This is a genomic window from Glycomyces sp. NPDC048151 (assembly GCF_043202775.1).
GTDB lineage: Bacteria > Actinomycetota > Actinomycetes > Mycobacteriales > Micromonosporaceae > Glycomyces.
Genome location: NZ_JBIDBB010000001.1, coordinates 321473 through 340354, shown reverse-complemented (window position 1 = coordinate 340354; position 18882 = coordinate 321473). Strand labels below are relative to the sequence as shown.

Genomic DNA, 18882 nt, shown 5'->3' with positions numbered 1-18882 from the left:
CGGCGTGTCGTTCGCGACGGAGGCTCATACGCAGCGAGGGACCGTCCCCCGGCGGGGACGGTCCCTCGTGCTGACGTTCGCTGCGGCTACTCGGGGCGGATGCCCCAGACGCCGAACCAGGCCTCGCTGGGCGAGAGCTCGATGAGGTCCTCGCCGGTGGCGAGGGCGTTGGGCGGGCAGGTGGTCGGCTCGATGGCGACGGAGCCGCGCTTGCGGTCGCCGTCGAGGCCGTCGGCGGTGTAGATGTGGCACCAGCCGAAGGACTCGTCCATCCACACGGTGACGGCCTGGCCCGAGACCGGGTCGGCGAGGCGCACTTCGGCCTTGCCGTCGGAGCCGCGCTTGAGGTCGCCGTAGCAGTCGTCGATCACCAGGTCCTTGAGGACGGTGGGGTCGCCGAAGTCGCCCTCGCCGGAGCCGACCGGGATGCTCTGCTTGTCGAGCTTGAGCTTCTTGGCGGCCGGGACGTGGAGGGTGGCCTCGTCGATCCGCTCGAGCGAGCCGGGGATGAGGTAGGAGTGGGTGCCGAATCCGAAGGGCGCGGTCTTGTGGCCCGGGTTGGAGACGGTGTGGGCGGCGCGCAGGCCGCCGGGGCCGATCGACCAGCGGGTGCGCAGGTGCAGGGTCCAGGGGTAACCCAGGCGCGCGGGCAGTCGGCATTCGAGGGTGACCGAGGTCTCGGTGACGTCGACGGCGGTCCACTCGGCCCACGCCACGAAGCCGTGGAGCGCGGTGTTCGTCTCGATCTCGTTGATCGGGAGCTGGTAGTCGGTGCCGTCGTACGTGTACTTGCCGTCGCGGGTGCGGTTGGGCCAGGGAGCCAGCATGTGGCCGGACCAGCCGGGCGCGAGCTCCTCGTCCCCGTAGGACATGACGACCGGGCGTCCGCGGTAGGTGTACGAGCGCACGCCACCGCCGACAGCGACGATGGTGGCCTCGTGGTCGTTGTAGGCGATCACCCATTGCTCGCCGGACAGCGCCATAGGGGGTACCTCCGTGTCGTTATCGGTGGGCGGGATGTGCTTTGACGTTAGCTCATGTCCGATGACCTGCGGCACGCGTATCGATGTGGGCGAGATCGCATGAAACCGTTGAAACCAACAAGACCCATTATTGAAACCCTCCCAACGAAACGGTCAAAATAGTATAAACCACCAAGCTCACGATCGTTGTCTCATATTTTGCGCACCTTCTGTACCGCCATTCAGGATCACCCTCGACCCGTGGCCACTTCCGTCCGCCACGGCATTGAGGCACCATTTCCAGATAACTACGAACCGTCGCCTCCCGGAAGCCCCCGGTCGGCAACCACAGGGACAACACACTCAGGAGTACAACGATGTCTGAGTTCAAGCCCGGCCTCGAAGGCGTCATCGCCTTCGAAACCGAGATCGCCGAGCCTGACAAAGAGGGTGGATCGCTCCGCTACCGCGGTGTCGATATCCAGGACCTGGTCGGCCAGAGCACCTACGGCGACGTATGGGGCCTCCTCGTCGACGGCAAGTTCGGCAACGGCCTGCCCGCCGCCGAGCCCGTGCCCGTGCCCGTCTCCTCCGGCGACACCCGCGTCGACGCCCAGGCCGCGGTCGCCATGCTCGCGCCCTACTGGGGCCTCCAGCCGCTGCTCGACATCGACGACGAGACCGCCCGGGACGATCTCGCCCGCGTGTCGGTCACCACGCTGTCGTTCATCGCCCAGTCGGCCCGCGGCTCCGGCCGCCCCGCCGTGCCCCAGTCGGAGATCGACAAGGCCGGCACCATCACCGAGCGCTTCATGCGCCGCTGGCGCGGCGAGCCCGACCCGGCCCACGTCAAGGCCGTCGACACCTACCTGATGTCGGCCGCCGAGCACGGCATGAACGCCTCCACCTTCACCTCCCGCGTCGTCGCCTCCACCGGCGCCGACGCCGCCGCCGCGATCTCCTCCGGCATCGGCGCGCTCTCCGGCCCGCTCCACGGCGGCGCCCCCTCGCGCGTCCTCCACATGATCGAAGGGGTCGAGAAGTCCGGCGACGCCGAGGGGTACGTCAAGAACCTCCTCGACTCCGGCGAGCGCCTCATGGGCTTCGGCCACCGCGTCTACCGCGCCGAGGACCCCCGCTCCCGCGTGCTCCGCGCCGCCGCCAAGGAACTCGGCGCCCCGCGCTACGAGGTTGCCGAGGCGCTCGAGTCGGCCGCGCTCGCCGAGCTGCGCGCCCGCAAGCCCGACCGCGTGCTCGCCACCAACGTCGAGTTCTGGTCCGCGGTGCTCCTCGACTTCGCCGAGGTCCCCGCCGAGCTGTTCACCCCGATCTTCACCTGCGCCCGCGTGGCCGGCTGGAGCGCCCACATCCTCGAGCAGAAGAAGCTCGGCCGGATCGTGCGCCCGTCCGCGACCTACGTCGGCCCCGGCCCCCGCAAGCCCGAAGAGGTCGAGGGCTGGCAGTAAGCCGAAGCTCGAAGCGGCCCGCGCCGCCCCGCCAGGGGTGACGCGGGCCGCTTTTTCGCGTCTCGTATGAGGACTCGTCTCATATGGGCGCGTTCGGGATACGATCGACCGGACACGGCGACGCCCTTCCGCCGGCGATCAACCGAACACCCCGAGACACACCCGAACGGGACGCGCCATGCCCTCCCCCCGGCACCTGCCGCTGCGCCGCCGCGACCTCCTCGTCGGCGGCGTCGCCGGGCTGGCCGTGACCGCCGCGGCCGCCGAGAGCGCCTGGTCCCTGCGCGAAGCCGCCAGCGCCGACCGCATCCCCGAACCGGTGCGCGACGGGCCGATCCACATGCAGATCGTCGCCCACCCCGACGACTGCCTCTACTTCATCAACCCGCGCGTCGCCCGCGTCCTCGACGACGGCGCCGGACTCTGCACCGTAGTGCTCACCGCAGGCGAGGCCGACGGACGCAACGCCTGGGAGGCCGACGCCCCCGCCGACTTCGCCGGGTACGCCGCCGCCCGCGACAACGGCCTGCGCCGCGCCTACGCCCACCTCGCCCTCGGCGACCCCGACGCGCCCTGGGACTGCCACCTCGCCGCGCTCGCTTCCGGTCAGGACGTCGAACTGTGCGTCCTGCGCGACAAGCCCCAGGTGCACCTGATCTTCTGCTCACTGTGGACGAACCTCGGGCGCATCACCGGGGAGTTCACCCGCCTCCTGGCTTTGTGGGAAGGCCGCCTCGACGACGCCCTGGTGCTGCCCCCGACCGGCTCGCCGCTCGCCGCCGAGTCGACCGTGGACCGGGCCACGGTGCAGGCCACGCTCGTCGAGCTGCTCGAGCGGTACCGGCCCGCCGCCGTCAACACCCTCGACCCCGACCCCGACCCGATCACCGGGGAGCGGCTCGGCGCCGAGCAGCGCGGCTACTCCGACCACATCGACCACACCGCCGCCGCGCTCTTCGCGTGGGAGGCCGTGCGCGCCTGGGGCGGGGCCCGCACCGTCGAGTCCTGGCGCGGCTACTACAACCGCCGCTGGCCCGGGAACCTCGGCGGAACCGACCTCGACCGCAAGGGCCGCGCGCTCGACGTCTACTCCTGGAACGACGGCGCCGACTGCGGCCACCCCGTCGGCTGCGGCGACCGCCTCATCGCCGGGCCGGGCGCGGGCACGACCTACGGGCACGCCACCCACCCGCGCTACACGGCGGCGGTGGGAGCCGCAGAGGTCGACGGCCTCATCCGGCCGGTCACCGTGCGCGACAACACCGTCAAGGTCCTCGGCGACGACGGCTGGGAGGACCTCGGTGGCCCCGACACGCTCCCCTCGCTCGACCTGGCCGGGACGAAGGTGTACGCGATCAGCGCCGAGCACACCCACGACCCGGCCACCCACGTGCGCGACGTCCACTGCTACGACCTGGCCTCCGGCCAGTGGCAGCTCCTCGGAAACCCCGCCGGGCACGGCCCCGGCTCCCGCGTCGTCGGGCAGGTCGCCGCCGCCGACGACGGGCACACGTCGCTGGCGTGCGTGCGCCACCCCGACGGCGGACTCGCGGTGCGGGTGCGGTCCGAAGGCGGCGCATGGGCCGCGTGGACGCGGCTCGACGGCCCGGCCGTGCACGACGCCCCCGCCGCGCTCGCCGCAGACGGGACCTTCCACATCATCGCCGCCACCCCCGACAACGTCGCCGTGTGGGAGGGCGACGGCACCGAGTGGGCGACGCGGATGCTCGACCTGCCCGGACCCGACGACGGGCTGCCGTTCGTGCCCGCCAGCGCCGTCACCGCCGTGCAGGCGCCCGACGGGCGGATCGTGCTCGCCTCGCGGGTGGCCGGGTGCAGCGACGTGGCGCTCCACTTCGGGCGCGGCGAGGCGTGGACGGGCGTGCGCGTCCCGCTGGAAGGCGGGGTGCTCGCTCCGGCGCTGGCGCTCGGGCCGGAGGGCGCACTCGCGGTGGCGTGCGACGACGGGACCGGTGCTCCGGCGGTGCTCGTGCTGGAGCTGGCGGACCTGGAGTCGGCCGGGCCCGGCGGTTTCGGGCTGCTGTCGCGGCCGTGGACGCGGGGGGACGTCACGGTGGTGAAGCGCCCGGCGGCGGCGTTCGGTTCGGACGGTGCGCTGCGGCTGTGGGCGGTCGGCGACGACGGCGAGCTGTGGACGGCTGAGATGGAACCGGGCGGCGAGCCGCCGGCGGGCTGGGAACGCGCGGACTGACGCCGGCAGCGGCCGGGCGGCGGGTGTTCGGGCGGGCTGGGTCCCAGCTGACGGCCGGGTCCGGACCAGGGAGCGGCGGCACCGGCTCGCGGGTTTACAGTGAGCCCAGGACCGACCTCAGAACGGAGCCGACAGTGACCGACCCGATCACCATCCCCGCAGAGCTGCTGCCCGCCGACGGGCGCTTCGGCTCCGGACCCTCCAAGGTGCCGGCCGAGGCGATGAGCGCGCTGTCCGGACTGGGCAGGTCCGTCATGGGCACCTCCCACCGCCAGAAGGCGGTCAAGGCCGAGGTCGGGCGCCTGCGCGCCGGGCTGGCCGAGTTCTTCTCGCTGCCCGACGGCTACGAGGTCGTCCTCGGCGTGGGCGGCGCGACCGCGTTCTGGGAGGTCGCCGTGTTCGGCCTCATCGAGGACCGCGCGCAGGCCGCCAGCTTCGGCGAGTTCGGCTCGAAGTTCGCCAAGGCCATCAAGATCGCCCCGCACCTGGGCGACCCGACGATCGTCACCGCTGAGCCGGGCACGGCCGCGTACCTGTCCTACGAGGACGGCGTCGACGCGTACGCGACCCCGCACAACGAGACCTCGACGGGTGTCGCCGTCGACGTGAAGCGCGTCGCCCACGACGGCGCGCTCATGCTCCACGACGCGACCTCCGCGGCGGCGGGCCTCCCGGTGGACCTCACCGAGACCGACTGCTACTACTTCGCGCCGCAGAAGGGCCTGGCCTCCGACGGCGGCCTGTGGATCGCGGTGATGAGCCCGGCCGCGATCGAGCGCGCCGAGCGCATCGCCGCCTCGGGCCGGTACATCCCGGCGTTCCTGGACCTGAAGACCGCGATCGACAACTCGCGCAAGGACCAGACGTACAACACTCCGGCGGTGGCCACGGTCGTGCTCGCGGCCGAGCAGGTCGACGCGCTCAACGCCGCCGGCGGTCTGGACGCGGCCGCGAAGCGCTGCGCCGAGTCGGCCGGGGCCCTGTACTCGTGGGCGGACGCCCGCGCGTTCGCGAACCCGTTCGTGACCGACCCCGCCCTGCGCTCGAACGTGGTCGCCACGATCGACTTCGAGGGCGTGGACGCGGCCGACATCGCGAAGGTGCTGCGCGCCAACGGGATCGTCGACACCGAGCCGTACCGGAAGCTGGGCCGCAACCAGCTGCGCATCGCCACGTACCCGGCGGTGGACCCGGCGGACACCGCGAAGCTGACCGAGGCGATCGACTTCGTGGTCGAGAAGCTGGGCTAGTACCACCCCCCTCTATACGGTTGCGCTGATGCAGTTCGGCCGGTCGGGCGGAGCGGCACCCGCATGACGCTCCACCCGACCGATTCGAAGGTATCGGAGGGGTACGACATTTTCTGCACGCGCTGCGGGGCCGGTCCGATTCGGACCGGCCCCGCAGCGCGTTTCCAGTGCTAGAAGCCGAGTCGGCCGTAGTCGCCGAAGGCCGCTTCGACGTCGTCGAGCTCGATCCCGTAGCGCGACAGGTGGTACTCGTGGCTGCGGCGCATCCCCGGGCGCGCGAGGACCTGTTCGAGGTTGGCCTCCTCGGTCGCGGTCCAGGCCAGGCCGAGCCGCGCGAACAGCTTCGGCATGAGGGCGTGCGGGTCGGCCGTGAACGAGTGGTACGGCACGTCGACGAACCGCTCGCGCGAGGCCGCCGAACGCACCGCGCGGGCCTGGGCGACGCCCTTGCCGAAGATGTCGAGCCACTCCGGGCCGATCTTGGAGGCGTCGTAGGTGCGGTGGTGCAGCGCCCGCCCGGTCTCCACAAGGGAGCACCAGGAGCCCATGACGGTGGACGGGTCGCGGTGCATCCACACGACCGTGGCGTCGTCGAAGACCTTGAGCAGCACGTCCAGGTTGAACAGGTGGAACGGCGACTTGAGCACCCAGCGGCGGCGCGGCTGGTTCCACTGCAGCACCTGGAGGACGCGCTTGAGGTGCCCGTAGTCCTCGGTGTAGTCGCGCTCGTCGACCCAGCGGCGGTACGCGGGCATCGTGGCGCGGGTGATGAACTGGTACCCGTGCGGCAGCGCGAACACGCACTCCTCGGGCTGCATGGCGTTCATCGGGTGGATGAGGTCCCACACCGGGGAGGCCTTGCTCGCGAGGGACGCCATCGTCTGGGCGTCCTTGATGAGCTTGTCGCGCAACTTCGGGTCGATGTCGCCGCGGTGGGTGTTCATGAGCTCCCACATGAGCGGGGCCCGGTTGCCCTCGGGCTGGATGAGGATCTTGTGGGTGACGGTGGTGGCCGTGCGGGGCAGGCCGACCACGACGATGGGGCGCTCGATCGGCTCGTGGGCGATCTCGGGGTGCTCGTTGATGAGCCGCTCGACGCGCAGGTGGTTGGTCATGCGGCGGGTCATGTCGTCGATGAAGCCCTGCCAGCCGACCATCGAGAGCGTGTCCTGCTTGGCGACCTCGCGCAGCAGGAACCGGTAGGAGTCGACGAACTCCTGGGCCACCGCGGAGTCCGCCTCGGCCTGGTGCTCGGCCTTGTGGACCATCCGGTCGAAGACGCCGTCCACTCGGGATCTCTGGGACGAGACCCGTGGGGCGCTGATGGTGTTGACGGCGGTGAGCCAGCGGGCGGTGCGACGCATGGGGCCTCCAGAGCAAAGGGGTTCCAACACGAAGAGTTTTTCATGCCCGTTCCGCCGTTCGCGTTCCGCTACATTGGGTCCGTGGAAGAAGCCCCCGACCTCGAGCGCCTCCGCCTCCTGCCCGAGCTCATCGAGCACCAGCGCGTGCGCACCACCCCGGTCAAGGCGAGCGACTTCGCGATGCCGATGACCGATCCGCGCCCGTGCCGGGCGACCGCGCAGCGCCTCACGTTCGACGACGGCTCCCACCTGTTCGCCAAACTCAACGAGCACGCCCCGGCCGACTACCTTGCGGCCGAAGCGAACGGGCTGCGGTGGCTGCGGGAGGCCACGCCCGCGGCCGTCCCGCTCCTGTACGCCGACGAGCGGCTGCTCGTCGAGCCGTGGATCGAACCGGCCGAGCCGACCCGCGAGCACGCCGTGGAACTGGGCCGCGAGCTCGCGGCCATGCACGACGCGGGCGCCGAGCGGTTCGGCGCGCCCTGGCACGGCTACATCGGCGAGACCTTCATGGACAACGAGCCGGCGGACGGCACCTGGGCCGAGTGGTACGCGGCCAAGCGGATCGAGCCGTACCTGCAGCCCTCCCGCGACAATGGGGCGCTCGACGCGGCCGACGTCGCCGCCGTCGAAGCCCTGTGCGCGAAGCTCCCCGAACTCGCCGGGCCCGAGGAGGCGCCCTCGCGCACCCACGGCGACCTGTGGTGGGGCAACGTGCACTGGGGCGCCGAGCGGGCCTGGCTCATCGACCCGGCCGCGCACGGCGGCCACCGCGAGACCGACCTGGCGAACCTGCGCATGTGGGGCGGCGTGCCGATGTTCGACGCCGTCATCGCCGGGTACACCGAGGTGCACGCCCTGGCCGAGGGCTGGGAGGCGCGGACGCCGATGCACCAGCTGTTCCCCCTCCTGGTCCACACGACCCTCTTCGGACGCGCCTACCGCGACCAATTGATGGGAAACGTGTCTCACTTTACGAAACTGTCATATTGACGAACTAGGCTCGACGCATGGCAGCACCGACTCCGACCCAAGGGACAGCGAACGCGCCGTCCGCTGCTCTCGGCCTGCGCGACCGCCACGGCCGCACCGCCACCGATTTGCGCGTCTCCCTCACCGACCGCTGCAACCTGCGCTGCACCTACTGCATGCCCGAAGCCGGGCTCCCGTGGCTGCCCAAACCCGAGCTCCTCACCGACGACGAGGTCTCGCGCCTCGTCGGCATCGCCGTCCGCGACCTCGGCGTCAACGAGGTGCGGTTCACCGGCGGCGAGCCCCTCCTGCGCCCCGGCCTCGTCGACATCGTCGCCGCCGCCGCGAAGCTCGAACCCCGGCCCGAGATCTCCCTGACCACCAACGCGATCGGCCTCGAACGCCTCGCCGCGCCGCTCGTGGCCGCCGGGCTCGACCGCGTCAACGTCTCCCTCGACACCCTCGACCCCGGCACGTTCAAGGAGCTCGCCAAGCGCGACCGCCTCGCCGCGACACTGCGCGGCATCGAGGGCGCGGCCGCCGCCGGGCTCGCCCCCGTCAAGCTCAACACCGTGCTCATGCGCGGCGTCAACGACACCGAGGCCCCCGCGCTGCTGCGGTTCGCGATCGCCCACGGCTACCAGCTGCGGTTCATCGAGCAGATGCCGCTCGACGCCGCGGGCGTGTGGCGCCGCGACGAGATGGTCACCGCCGCCGAGATCCTCGAAACCCTCAAACGCGAGTTCGACCTGGTCCCCGACCCGGCGCACCGCGGATCGGCCCCCGCCGAGACCTGGCTCGTCGACGGCGGGCCCGCGAAAGTGGGCGTCATCGGCTCGGTCACGCGCCCGTTCTGCGGCGACTGCGACCGCACCCGCCTCACCGCCGACGGGCAGGTCCGCAACTGCCTGTTCGCGCGCGGCGAGACCGACCTGCGCGGCCTCCTGCGCGACGGCGCCCCGGACGCCGAGATCGGCGCGCGCTGGCGCGAGGCCATGTGGGGCAAGCTCCCCGGGCACGGCATCGACGACCCGTCGTTCCTGCAGCCCGCCCGCCCGATGTCGGCGATCGGAGGGTGAGCGTGGTGACGGTGCGGTACTTCGCGGGCGCGAAGGCGGCCGCGGGGACCGGCGAGGAGCAGGTGTCCGCCGCCGACGTCGCCGAGCTGAAGGCGGTGCTCGGGCAACGGCACGGGCCGGCGCTCGACAAGGTGCTCATCGTGTCGACGCTGCTGGTCGACGGCCTCGCCGCGAAAGACCCCGCGACGGTGCTCCCGGCCGGGGTGACGGTGGAGGTGCTGCCGCCGTTCGCGGGCGGGTGAGGCCGTGAACGTGAAAGCGGATTTTCCGGATTTGTCCCCGGGGTGGCCCCCTGTCCGACACGATACGCCGAGGGTCCGACAGGCGACGGTTCGCGAGGAGGATTCGCTGTTCGAGGCGCGGCGCGCCCGGGCGGGAGCCGCTTCCGGGCACGTGCCGTCTGTCTGCGAGGATGCATAGGTGCGCCGTCCTGATGAACGCAAGCAACCGCAGGTGGCGTCCCCGCTGTTCGAGCTCTCCGCCGGCATGCGGACCACCGCCGAGCGGCGCCGCCGCTCGCACCGGTCGCACCACTCCCGGTACGTCCGCGAAGCGGTCCCCATGCCCGAACCGGCGCTGACGACCCGGACCCCTGACCCGTGGCTGGAGTCCGCGCCCCTGCTCACGGGCATGGACGAGGTCGGCGCGGGCCTGCTCGACTCACTGGACGCCATGCAGCGCGTGGCCGCCTCCGCCGGCCGCGGCCCGCTGCTCATCAACGCCTCCCCCGGCACCGGCAAGACGCACCTCCTCATCCGCCGCGTCGCCTACCTCGTGCAGGAGCTGGGCGTGCCCGCCCGCCAGTGCCTGGTCCTCGCCGCGTCCGCGCCCGGCGCCGCGCGCCTGCGCCGCGAGCTCGGCGCGCTCATCGGCCGCGAGGCCGCCTCGATCACCGTCGCCGAGTTCGACGACTTCGCCGCCGCGAGCCCGCCCGAACTCGGGCACATCTTCATCGACGACCTGCCGCGCATGCCGATGCGCCTGTTCCGCCAGGTCACCGACAACCGCGGGGCCGAAGCGGACATCACCGCCACCGGCGACCCCGACTCGGCGCTCGTCACCGGCGAGCCCGCCGCGTTCGCGGCGTTCGGGGAGCGGTTCCCGCAGGCGCACGTGATGCGCCTGTCGCGCAACCACCGCAGCCCCGCCGCGGTGCTCGTCGCCGCCTCGCAGGTCATCGAGCCGATCAGCCGCGTCCCGGGTCGGCTCGTGCAGCCCGAGCGCCCGGCGCTCGAGGGCTCGGGGATCGGCCGGTGCTTCGCGGTCGACGCCGACGACGAGAAGCGCTTCGTCGAGGACCTCACCGACCGCCTCGCCGAGGCCGGGGTCGCGCCCGAGGAGCTCGCGGTGATCGGCCCCGACGGGATGTCCGTCGCCGAGGCCGCCGACGGCGAGTTCCGGGTCGTGTGCCTGACCGGGATGACCGCCGAGGACTGGCCGAACACGGCCGCGGCCCGCCGCGAGCTGTACGTCGCGCTCGGGCGCACGAGGGACCTCGCGTATGTCAGCCACACCGGCGCGGGCTCGCCGCTTCTGGCCGATGTGGACCAGGGACTGTTCAGTCCATTCGGGATGGTCCCTCAGGACCGTTCGGGCCCTGAGCAGCCGCGACTGCTGTGAGTCCGCGATCGGGAGCCGTGCCGAGTTCCCACGCGATGACAGGCGTATGGGCCACAATAGTCGGGTAACCGCACTCTGACGCTGAGCGCATCCGCGCGCTGGGAGGCCCCGATGGAGCACACCGAGGAGGACACCGTTCCTCTGCACCGGCCGGATGCTCCAGGGTGGTCGCCGTTCGCGCCGCCAGGCGCGAACCATGAGTACAGCGCGCCGCCGGAATCGAACCACGAGTACGTCGCGCCGCCGGAGGCGAGCGAGCAGTACTACGCGTCTTCGGAAGTGCACCAGCAGGACAGCGCTCCCGAGGACGTCATGCAGCAGCCGCACCACGCCGGTCCCGTCCGCAATCCGCGCCAGGGCGACCACGTGCCGAGCGCGCCGCCCCCGGCCGCGACGCCCATGCCCGGCCCGGCGGCTCCCTACGATTCGCCGCCCGCGCAGTACGAGGCGCCGCAGGAGCCCAGGCTCGTGGACGGCTGGCCCGCGCCGCCCGGTCCGGCCCCTGTGGACTACCAGGTCGGCGCGCCTCCCGCGCCCGCGCCGCGCACGAACGTCCCGGTCCCGGTGTTCCCCGACCACGCGGGCGCGCTCGAGCGGCTCGGCGTGACCGCCGACGACTTCGCGTCCCGCCGGGTCGTGCCGCCGCGCCCGCCCGTGGCCGAGACCGGCCTGCGCGGCGCGCTCCACCGTTTCAGCCTCGGCATGGTCGCCCTCCCGCCCGGGCCCCGAGAACGTTCACGGCAGCGGGCGGTCGACACCGTGCGCCGCAACTTCGGGGGCCTGCGCCAGATCACCGTCGTCAACCCCAAGGGCGGCGCGGGCAAGACCGTCGCTGTCCTCATGCTCGCCATGACGTTCGGCCGCCACCGCGGCGGCTACGTGCTCGCGTGGGACAACAACGAGACGCAGGGGACGCTGGGCATGCGCGCCCAGCAGGACTTCCACGTGCGGACCGTCCGGGACCTGCTGCGCGACCTCGACCACTTCCGGGGCCCCACGGGGCGCATCGGCGACCTCTCGCAGTACGTGCGCGCCCAGGGCGGCGCGATGTTCGACGTGCTCGCCTCCGACGAGTCGGCGACGGCCGGGGAGATGCTCACGTCGCAGGCGTTCGGCGACCTGCGCGAAGCGGTGTCGCGCTTCTACAAGCTCATCGTCGTCGACACCGGCAACAACGTGCGGGCGGCGAACTGGCAGGCGGCGATCGACGCGACCGACCAGCTGGTGGTGACGATGTCGGCCCGCAACGACTCGGCGGAGACCGCCGCGCGGATGCTCGACCACTTGGAGCAGACCGGCCGCCGCGACCTGGTGCGCGGCGCGGTGTCGGTGGTGTCGATGCCCGCCCACCGCAAGGACGTGGACCTGCCCGCGGTGCAGCGGCACTTCGCGGCCCGCACGAGGGCGGTCCTGCTCGCGCCGTACGAGAAGCTCCTCGACTCGGGCGAGCCGATCCGCTACGACTCGCTGAGCAAGGCGTCGTCGTCGGCCTGGCTGCGGATCTCCTCGGCCGTCGCCGAGGGGCTGTAGGCGGCGAGGAGCCCGACGAGGCCCGCCGCGGCGTCGGCGAGGCGCCGGTCGTCCTCGTCGGCGTGGCCCAGGACGAGCGCGCCCTGCACGAACACGAGGACCGTGGCGGCGAGCCGCGGAGGGTCCGCCGCGGCGTGCATCTCGCCGCGCTCGACCGCCCGTGCCAGGATCGCGGCGAGATCGCGTTCGAGCTCCGTCCAGGCCTCCTGGACGCGGCGCATCGTGGCGGGGTCGTCGGCCAGCTCCACCGCGGCGCGCACCACGAAACCGCCCTCTTTGGAATGGCGGGCCACGACCTCCAGCAGATCGGCCACCACCCGCGGCGCGTCGATGCGCTCGTCGCTCCCGCGCTCGAGGGCGCGGTGGGCGATCGCTCGCAGCTCCGGCTCGGTGTCCTCCCGGTAGCGGCCCAGCGCGGTGATGTAGAGCTGGTGCTTGGACCCGAATGCGGCGTAGAGCCCGGCGCGGTTCATGCCGGTCGCCGCGACGAGGTCCGACATGGAGGTGGCGGAGAACCCGCGCTCCAGGAAGACCCGTGTCGCAGCGCGAAGAACTCTGTCCAAATCGGCGTTCTTATTTCTGCTCACGTTGTGCACCGTATCGACACCCGGTGCTACGGGTCAATAACCGCAAGGCGGGAGTTCACTCGCGTGGCGCGAGTGAACGGCTGCACTGCGCGACCGGTCAGCTTGACACCCAGCGAATCCACCCGCGAGAATGACCCAAATTGCATAGGCGTCTGGCGGGGGAAGTCCGGTGAAAGGCCGGCGCTGACCCGCAACGGTAGTCGCGGTCCGTCAACTCAGACAAACTGCCGAGCACCCTTCGATCCTGCTCGGTCCACCCGCGTGAGCCCGAATGCCCGCCGACGACGCCGTCCGAATTGTCAACGCCTGTCGTGGTCTACAGGCGCTTGCGGCGCCGCCGCCTGCCCGAAGACCCAACTCGCTCAAGGAAAGGTCAGGCAATTGCGCCACCTGCCCGCCCGACTGCTGGCCGCCGCCGCGGTCGTGCCCGTCGCCGTCCTCGCCTCCGCCGCACCGGCTGAGGCCCAAGACGCCCCGTTCGCGCAGCCCGCCCAGGCCGCCGCGTCCTGGCTCGTCGCCCAGTCCGACGGCACCTCCTGGAACGGCGGGGACGTCTCGTCCTCGCTCGACGCCGTCATCGCCCTGGAGGCCGCCCGCGTCGGCGGCGACCAGGTCCAGGCCACCCTCGAGTGGCTCAACAGCAACGAGACGCTCTCCCCGTACGTGTACCCCGCGGTCGAGGGCGCGACCGAGCCCGCGCTCAACGCCGGCGCCGCCGGGAAGGTCATGTACACCGTCGCGACCGCCGGGGGCGACCCGACGAACTTCGCCGAGATCCGCCTCGCCGACGAGGTCACCGCCTCGCAGACCGCGAACGGCACCTACGGCGACGGCACCGCGCCGTCCACCGCGTGGGCCGTCCTCGGCCTCGCCCGCACCGGCACCCCGGCCGGCCCCGAGGCCGCGGCCGGGCTCGCCGCGGTCCAGTGCCCCGACGGCGGGTTCAACTTCGGCGACGTCGACGGCGGCGACGACTGCGTCTCCGACCCCGACACGACCGGTCTCGTCGCGTCCGCGCTCGCGACCCTCGGCGACGACGCCGCCGCCCCGCTGACCGCGGCCGTGGAGTGGCTCGAGGCCGCGCAGGCCGAGGACGGCGGGTTCGACAACGGCTTCGGCGAGAACGCGAACTCGACCGCGATGGCCGCCCAGGCGTTCCTGGCGACCGATCGGGCCGACGCCGCCGAGCGCGCCGTCTCGTTCCTGCTGACGCTCCAGTTCGGCTGCGACAGCGACGCGCCGGGCGCGCTCATGTACACCGACCCCGAGGACCCCGAGTTCGGCGAGGCCTCGCGCCTGCTCGCGACCGCGCAGGCGATCGTCCCGATCGCGGGCCAGGACCTCGCGAACCTCGACGCCACCGGCATCGAGGCCGCCGCCCCGGGCACCGGCTGCGAGAGCGCCGGCGCCGGGGACGAGTCCGCGACCGACGCGGCCGCCGACGAGGACGAGGGTTCGGCCTCGTGGGTGCCGTGGGCGATCGGTGCCGCCGTGGTCGTGCTCGTCGCGCTCATCGTCGCCTTCGCGCTGCAGTCCCGCAAGCGCGGCGCCGGTGCGTCCCCGGCCGGGGACGCGGCGCCCGCCGAGGAGCCGAAGGGCGACTCGGGCGAGGCCTCCGGCGACGGCGAAAGCGCTGACGGCGACGGCACCGACAAGCAATAGTCGGCACGTGTCCCGAAGCGAACGAAACGCAGGCAGCGCCCGCCGGTCCGGCGGGCGCTGCCTGCGCGCTGCGATAGCGGTGCTCTTCGCGGTCCTCTTCCCCGCCTCCCCTGCCGCCGCTCATGACGGCTGCCTCGAAGTCACGGTCGTCGTCGACTTCGGGACGCTCGCGACCGAGCCCGCGACCGGGTGCGCCGCCGACCCGGCGAACGGCCTGGACGCGCTCGCGCAGGCCGGGTTCGCCGTCACCGAGGTCGCCTCGATCCGCGGCATGGTCTGCCGCATCGACGACCTCCCCGAAAGCGACTGCGGCGCAGCGCCTCCCGCGAAGGAGTACTGGTCGTATTGGCGGGCCAACGCCGACGACGAGACCTGGTCCTACTCGCCCGTGGGCGGCGGCGACGCGCGCCCCGACGCGGGCGACGTCGAGGGCTGGGTGTTCGGCGACGGCTCGACCGCGCCCGCGATCACCCCCGTCGAGGCCGCCGAGTCGACCGAGGGGCACGGCCCGGGAGAGCAGACGGAGCGCTCGTTCACGTGGGTCGTCGCGGTCGTCGCGATCGCCGCCGTCGCCGCGCTCGCGATCTGGCGCATGCGCCGCGACCGGCGCGCATGACCGGTCCGAGCAGCGCCGGTACCCGACCGCCGGTCCGGCGGTCGGCATGAGCGGAGCCCGCTCGGGGCCTTCCGCGTCCCGCCGGACCGCCCATCCGGTCGCCTGGTGGGGCTGGGCCCTGCTGCTCGCCACCGCCGCCGGGCGCACCGGCAACCCGTGGCTGCTGCTCCTCATCGTCGCCGTCGCAGGGCTGGTCGTCACCTGGTGCCGCGGATCCGAGCCCTGGTCCGGCGCGTACCGGGTCTTCCTCGTCATCGGCTTGAGCGCCATCGCGGTCCGTATTGCGTTCTACGTCGTCTTCGGCGGCTCCGACGGCCCCACCGTCCTTTTCACCCTCCCCTCCGCGACCCTCCCCGCCTGGGCCGCGGGCTTCCGGCTCGGCGGCGACGTGACCGCCGAAGGCGCCCTCGCCGCCGCCTACGACGGCCTCCGGCTCGCCACCCTCCTCGTCTGCGTCGGCGCGGCCAACGCGCTCGCCAGCCCCCGGCGGCTGCTCCGCTCGGTCCCGGCCGCCCTGTACGAGGTGAGCGTCGCGGTCGTCGTCGCGCTGTCGGTCGCCCCGCAGCTCGTCGAGAGCGTCGGCCGCGTCCGCCGTGCGAGGGCCCTGCGCGGCAACACGGGCCGCAGCCCCGCGAACCTCATGCGCACAATCGTCTCCCCGGTCCTGCACGACGCGCTCGACCGGTCGCTCGCCCTCGCCGCAGCGATGGCCTCGCGCGGCTACGGCCGCGCCGCCGGAATCCCCGCCTCAGCCCGTCGCACCACCGGCGCGTCACTCCTCATCGGACTCATCGGGCTCTGCGCGGGCGCGTACGTGCTCCTCGGCGCCGGGACGCCAGCACCGCTGGCCTGGTCGGTCGTCGCCGTCAGCGCGGGCGTCGCGGCCTTCGGGATCGCGTTCGCCTCCAAGCGGGTCCCGCACACCCGCTACCGCCCCGACCGGTTCGGCGCCCGCGACTGGCTCGTGGTCGCCTCCGGCGCGGCCGCCGTCGCCGGAAGCGTCCTCAGTGGACTCTACGAGCCCGCGGCGCTGTGGCCCGCGACGAACCCGATCACGGTGCCCGACCTGCCGATGTGGGCCGCGGGCGGCATCCTCCTCGCCACCGCGCCCGCCCTGCTCGTGCCGTCCCAAAGAGGAGGAACACCATGAACCCCGGCGGGATCGCCTTCGACCGCGTCACCTTCGCCTACACGGGGAAGCGAGTGCTGGACGACGTCTCGTTCGACCTCCCCGAAGGCGAGTTCTGCCTGCTCGTCGGCCCCACCGGCGCGGGCAAGTCGACGCTGCTGAAGGCCGTGAACGGCCTCGTCCCGCACTTCACCGGCGGCAGCATGTCCGGCCGGATCACCGTGGCGGGCAGGGAGGTCCGCGGCTCGACCCCGGCCGACCTGGCCGACCTCGTCGGGTACGTCGGCCAGGACCCCTTGGCGGGCTTCGTGACCGACGAGGTCGAGCGCGAACTCGCCTACACCGCCGAGCAGCTCGGCGTCGACCCCGCCGCGATGCGCAAGCGCGTCACCGAGATCGTGGACCTCCTCGGTCTCGCCGACGTGCGCGCCCGCGACCTCGCCGCCCTCTCCTCCGGTCAGCGCCAACGGGTCGCGATCGGCGCGGCCCTCGTCGCCGGGCCCGCCGCGCTCGTCCTCGACGAGCCGACCTCCGCGCTCGACCCGACCGCCGCCGACGAAGTGCTCTCCGCGCTCCACCGCCTCGTCCACGACCTCGGCGTCACCGTGCTCCTCGCCGAGCACCGGCTCGAACGCGTCGCCCAGTACGCCGACTCGGCACTGCTCCTCAACGGCGGCAAGGTGACCCACGGCCCGGTGGGCGAAGTCCTGGCCGTCTCGCCGGTCGCGCCGCCCGTCGTCGACCTCGGCCGCCTCGCCGGATGGCCCGGACCGCCCGTCACCATCCGCGAAGCCCGCAGGCACGCCGGTGACTTGCGCGAACGGCTCGCCTCGCTCACACCGGCTTCCGTCGTCGAGACCCCGGCCGGGCCGCCGCTGCTCGACGCCCGCGGCGTCCACGTCGACTACCCCGGCGGCGTCCGCGCCGTCGACGGCGTCGACCTCGTCGCCGGACGCAGCGAGCGCATCGCCCTCATGGGCCGCAACGGATCCGGCAAGTCGAGCCTCCTGTGGGCACTGCAGGGCACCGGGAAGCGCTCAGGCGGCTCGGTCGCGATCGGCGGCGCCGACCCCGCCGCCCGCAAACCCGCCGAACGGCGCACGCTCGCCGGGCTCGTCCCGGCCGAACCCGGCGACCTCCTCTACGCCGAGACCGTCGCCGCCGAATGCGCCGGCGCCGACCGCGACGGCCGCGTCCCACCCGGGACCTGCGCGAAGATCCTCGCCGACCTCGCCGACGGCATCGACGGCGAGACCCACCCGCGCGACCTCTCCGAAGGGCAGCGGCTCGCGCTCGCCCTCGCCGTGACCCTCACGGCCGCACCGCCGCTCCTCCTCCTCGACGAGCCGACACGCGGCCTCGACTACCCGGGGAAGGCCGCGCTCGCGTCCCGGCTCGGCAGGCTCGCCGAGGCCGGGCACTGCGTGGTCGTCTCCACCCACGACGTCGAGTTCTGCGCCGAGTTCGCCAGCCGCGTCGTGATCCTCTCCGACGGCGAGGTCGTCGCAGACGGCCCGGCCCGCCAGATCGTGGCCGCGTCCCCGATGTTCGCCCCGCAGACCGAGAAGGTCCTGCCGGGCTGGCTCACCGTGGGCGAAGTCGCCGCCGCACTGGGGACCGGCGATGACGCGGTCGACTGAGACGCCGCCGCTCGCCCGGCCGCGCCCGCCCGTGCGCTGGAGGGCCGCGCTGTCGCTCGCGCTGGCGGCGGGGTTCGGCCTGGTCGCGATGTCATGGCCGCTGCTGGCGGCCCCGGGCGGAGCGTTGACCGAGACCACTTCGGGCCCTTGGCTGTTCGCGCTGCTGCTGCCGCTGGTGACGGCAGTCGTGCTGCTCCAGTTGACGGACGGCGGGCTCGACGCGCGCGCGGTCGCGATGCTCGGAGTGCTCTCGGCGATCGTGGCAGCGGTGCGGCCGTTCGGCGCGGGCGCCGCCGGGGTCGAGACGGTGTTCTTCCTGCTCGTGCTGGCGGGCAGAGTGTTCGGGCCTGGGTTCGGGTTCATCCTGGGCTGCACCGGTCTGTTCGCCTCGGCGCTGCTGACGGGCGGGGTCGGGCCGTGGCTGCCGTACCAGATGTTCGCGGCGGCGTTCGTCGCCCTGGGCGCGGGGCTCCTGCCGGGGACACCGGACACGAAGGCGGGCAGGACGACCGAGCTGGCGGTCCTCGCCGTCTACGCCGCGTTCTCGTCGCTGCTGTACGGACTGCTGCTCAACATGTCGTTCTGGCCCTTCGCGATCACGGGCGGGAACCTCGCGTACGTGCCGGGCGGGGGGCTCGGCGAGAACCTGCCGCGCCTGCTCGCCTACTCGCTCGCGACCTCGTTGGGCTGGGACATCGGCCGGGCCGTCACGACGGTCGCGCTGGTCCTCTTGACGGGGCCGCTGCTGCTTCGCGTCATGCGCAGGGCCGCACGGAGGGCGAACTGGTCCTGA

The 18882-nt window shown here is 73.0% G+C and carries 15 protein-coding genes, 1 pseudogene and 1 riboswitch; of the genes and pseudogenes, 13 read left to right on the top strand and 3 right to left on the bottom strand.

The annotated features are described in order from the left end of the window. Positions 1–86 precede the first annotated feature (86 nt). A complete protein-coding gene (locus tag ACGGCP_RS01655; RefSeq protein ID WP_392959564.1) occupies positions 87–983 on the bottom strand; it encodes an aldose 1-epimerase family protein in 897 nt (298 codons plus the stop codon). A gap of 356 nt (positions 984–1339) precedes the next feature. Between ACGGCP_RS01655 and ACGGCP_RS01650 the strand changes: the two genes are divergently transcribed. From ACGGCP_RS01650 to serC, 3 genes are all read left to right on the top strand, one after another. Next, positions 1340–2428, top strand: coding sequence for a citrate synthase 2 (locus tag ACGGCP_RS01650; protein WP_270116372.1), 1089 nt, complete (start codon positions 1340–1342; stop codon positions 2426–2428). A gap of 178 nt (positions 2429–2606) precedes the next feature. Continuing rightward, positions 2607–4640 carry a PIG-L family deacetylase gene (locus ACGGCP_RS01645; protein WP_392959562.1) on the top strand — a complete coding sequence of 678 codons (2034 nt, stop codon included), beginning with the start codon at positions 2607–2609 and terminating at the stop codon, positions 4638–4640. 134 nt (positions 4641–4774) lie between these two features. Then, positions 4775–5890 (top strand): phosphoserine transaminase, encoded by a 1116-nt coding sequence (gene serC / locus ACGGCP_RS01640; RefSeq protein WP_392959559.1) that lies wholly within the window; start codon positions 4775–4777, stop codon positions 5888–5890. A 170-nt stretch (positions 5891–6060) separates the two neighbouring features. Here the strand turns inward: serC and ACGGCP_RS01635 are convergent, their stop codons facing one another. Beyond that, positions 6061–7254: a sulfotransferase family protein gene (locus ACGGCP_RS01635; protein WP_392959557.1), complete on the bottom strand. Its 1194-nt coding sequence runs from the start codon at positions 7252–7254 to the stop codon at positions 6061–6063. Positions 7255–7296: 42 nt separating this feature from the next. On the opposite strand from ACGGCP_RS01635, the gene ACGGCP_RS01630 reads away from it, so the two are divergent. The 5 genes and pseudogenes from ACGGCP_RS01630 to ACGGCP_RS01610 all read left to right on the top strand — a co-directional run. Continuing rightward, on the top strand, positions 7297–8247 hold the full coding sequence (locus ACGGCP_RS01630) for a fructosamine kinase family protein (RefSeq protein ID WP_392959554.1): 951 nt from the start codon (positions 7297–7299) through the stop codon (positions 8245–8247). Positions 8248–8264: 17 nt separating this feature from the next. Further along, entirely contained in the window at positions 8265–9305 is a 1041-nt protein-coding gene (gene moaA / locus ACGGCP_RS01625) for a GTP 3',8-cyclase MoaA (RefSeq protein WP_392959552.1), read from the top strand. Between the two features lie 2 nt (positions 9306–9307). Beyond that, a complete protein-coding gene (locus tag ACGGCP_RS01620; RefSeq protein WP_392959549.1) occupies positions 9308–9547 on the top strand; it encodes a MoaD/ThiS family protein in 240 nt (79 codons plus the stop codon). 178 nt (positions 9548–9725) lie between these two features. Continuing rightward, entirely contained in the window at positions 9726–10925 is a 1200-nt protein-coding gene (locus ACGGCP_RS01615) for a UvrD-helicase domain-containing protein (protein ID WP_392959546.1), read from the top strand. A gap of 291 nt (positions 10926–11216) precedes the next feature. Then, positions 11217–12455, top strand: a pseudogene (locus ACGGCP_RS01610) (MinD/ParA family protein); the annotation flags it as partial. On the opposite strand, the gene ACGGCP_RS01605 reads toward ACGGCP_RS01610, so the two are convergent. Continuing rightward, positions 12383–13042 carry a TetR/AcrR family transcriptional regulator gene (locus ACGGCP_RS01605; protein ID WP_392959543.1) on the bottom strand — a complete coding sequence of 220 codons (660 nt, stop codon included), beginning with the start codon at positions 13040–13042 and terminating at the stop codon, positions 12383–12385. The pseudogene ACGGCP_RS01610 and the gene ACGGCP_RS01605 sit on opposite strands and share 73 nt — an antisense overlap. Positions 13043–13171: 129 nt before the next feature. Further along, positions 13172–13340, top strand: a riboswitch (cobalamin riboswitch). 83 nt (positions 13341–13423) lie between these two features. Here ACGGCP_RS01605 and ACGGCP_RS01600 point away from each other — a divergent pair. From ACGGCP_RS01600 to ACGGCP_RS01580, 5 genes are read left to right on the top strand one after another with little or no spacing between them, the layout of a single operon-like run. Further along, positions 13424–14704 carry a prenyltransferase/squalene oxidase repeat-containing protein gene (locus ACGGCP_RS01600; protein WP_392959540.1) on the top strand — a complete coding sequence of 427 codons (1281 nt, stop codon included), beginning with the start codon at positions 13424–13426 and terminating at the stop codon, positions 14702–14704. Positions 14705–14711: 7 nt separating this feature from the next. Continuing rightward, positions 14712–15320 carry a hypothetical protein gene (locus tag ACGGCP_RS01595; protein ID WP_392959537.1) on the top strand — a complete coding sequence of 203 codons (609 nt, stop codon included), beginning with the start codon at positions 14712–14714 and terminating at the stop codon, positions 15318–15320. A gap of 46 nt (positions 15321–15366) precedes the next feature. Further along, positions 15367–16470 (top strand): CbiQ family ECF transporter T component, encoded by a 1104-nt coding sequence (locus ACGGCP_RS01590; RefSeq protein ID WP_392959535.1) that lies wholly within the window; start codon positions 15367–15369, stop codon positions 16468–16470. Beyond that, positions 16467–18089 carry an ABC transporter ATP-binding protein gene (locus ACGGCP_RS01585; protein ID WP_392959532.1) on the top strand — a complete coding sequence of 541 codons (1623 nt, stop codon included), beginning with the start codon at positions 16467–16469 and terminating at the stop codon, positions 18087–18089. Before ACGGCP_RS01590 ends, ACGGCP_RS01585 begins: the two co-directional genes overlap by 4 nt. Continuing rightward, positions 18073–18882 (top strand): ECF transporter S component, encoded by an 810-nt coding sequence (locus ACGGCP_RS01580; RefSeq protein WP_392959529.1) that lies wholly within the window; start codon positions 18073–18075, stop codon positions 18880–18882. Before ACGGCP_RS01585 ends, ACGGCP_RS01580 begins: the two co-directional genes overlap by 17 nt.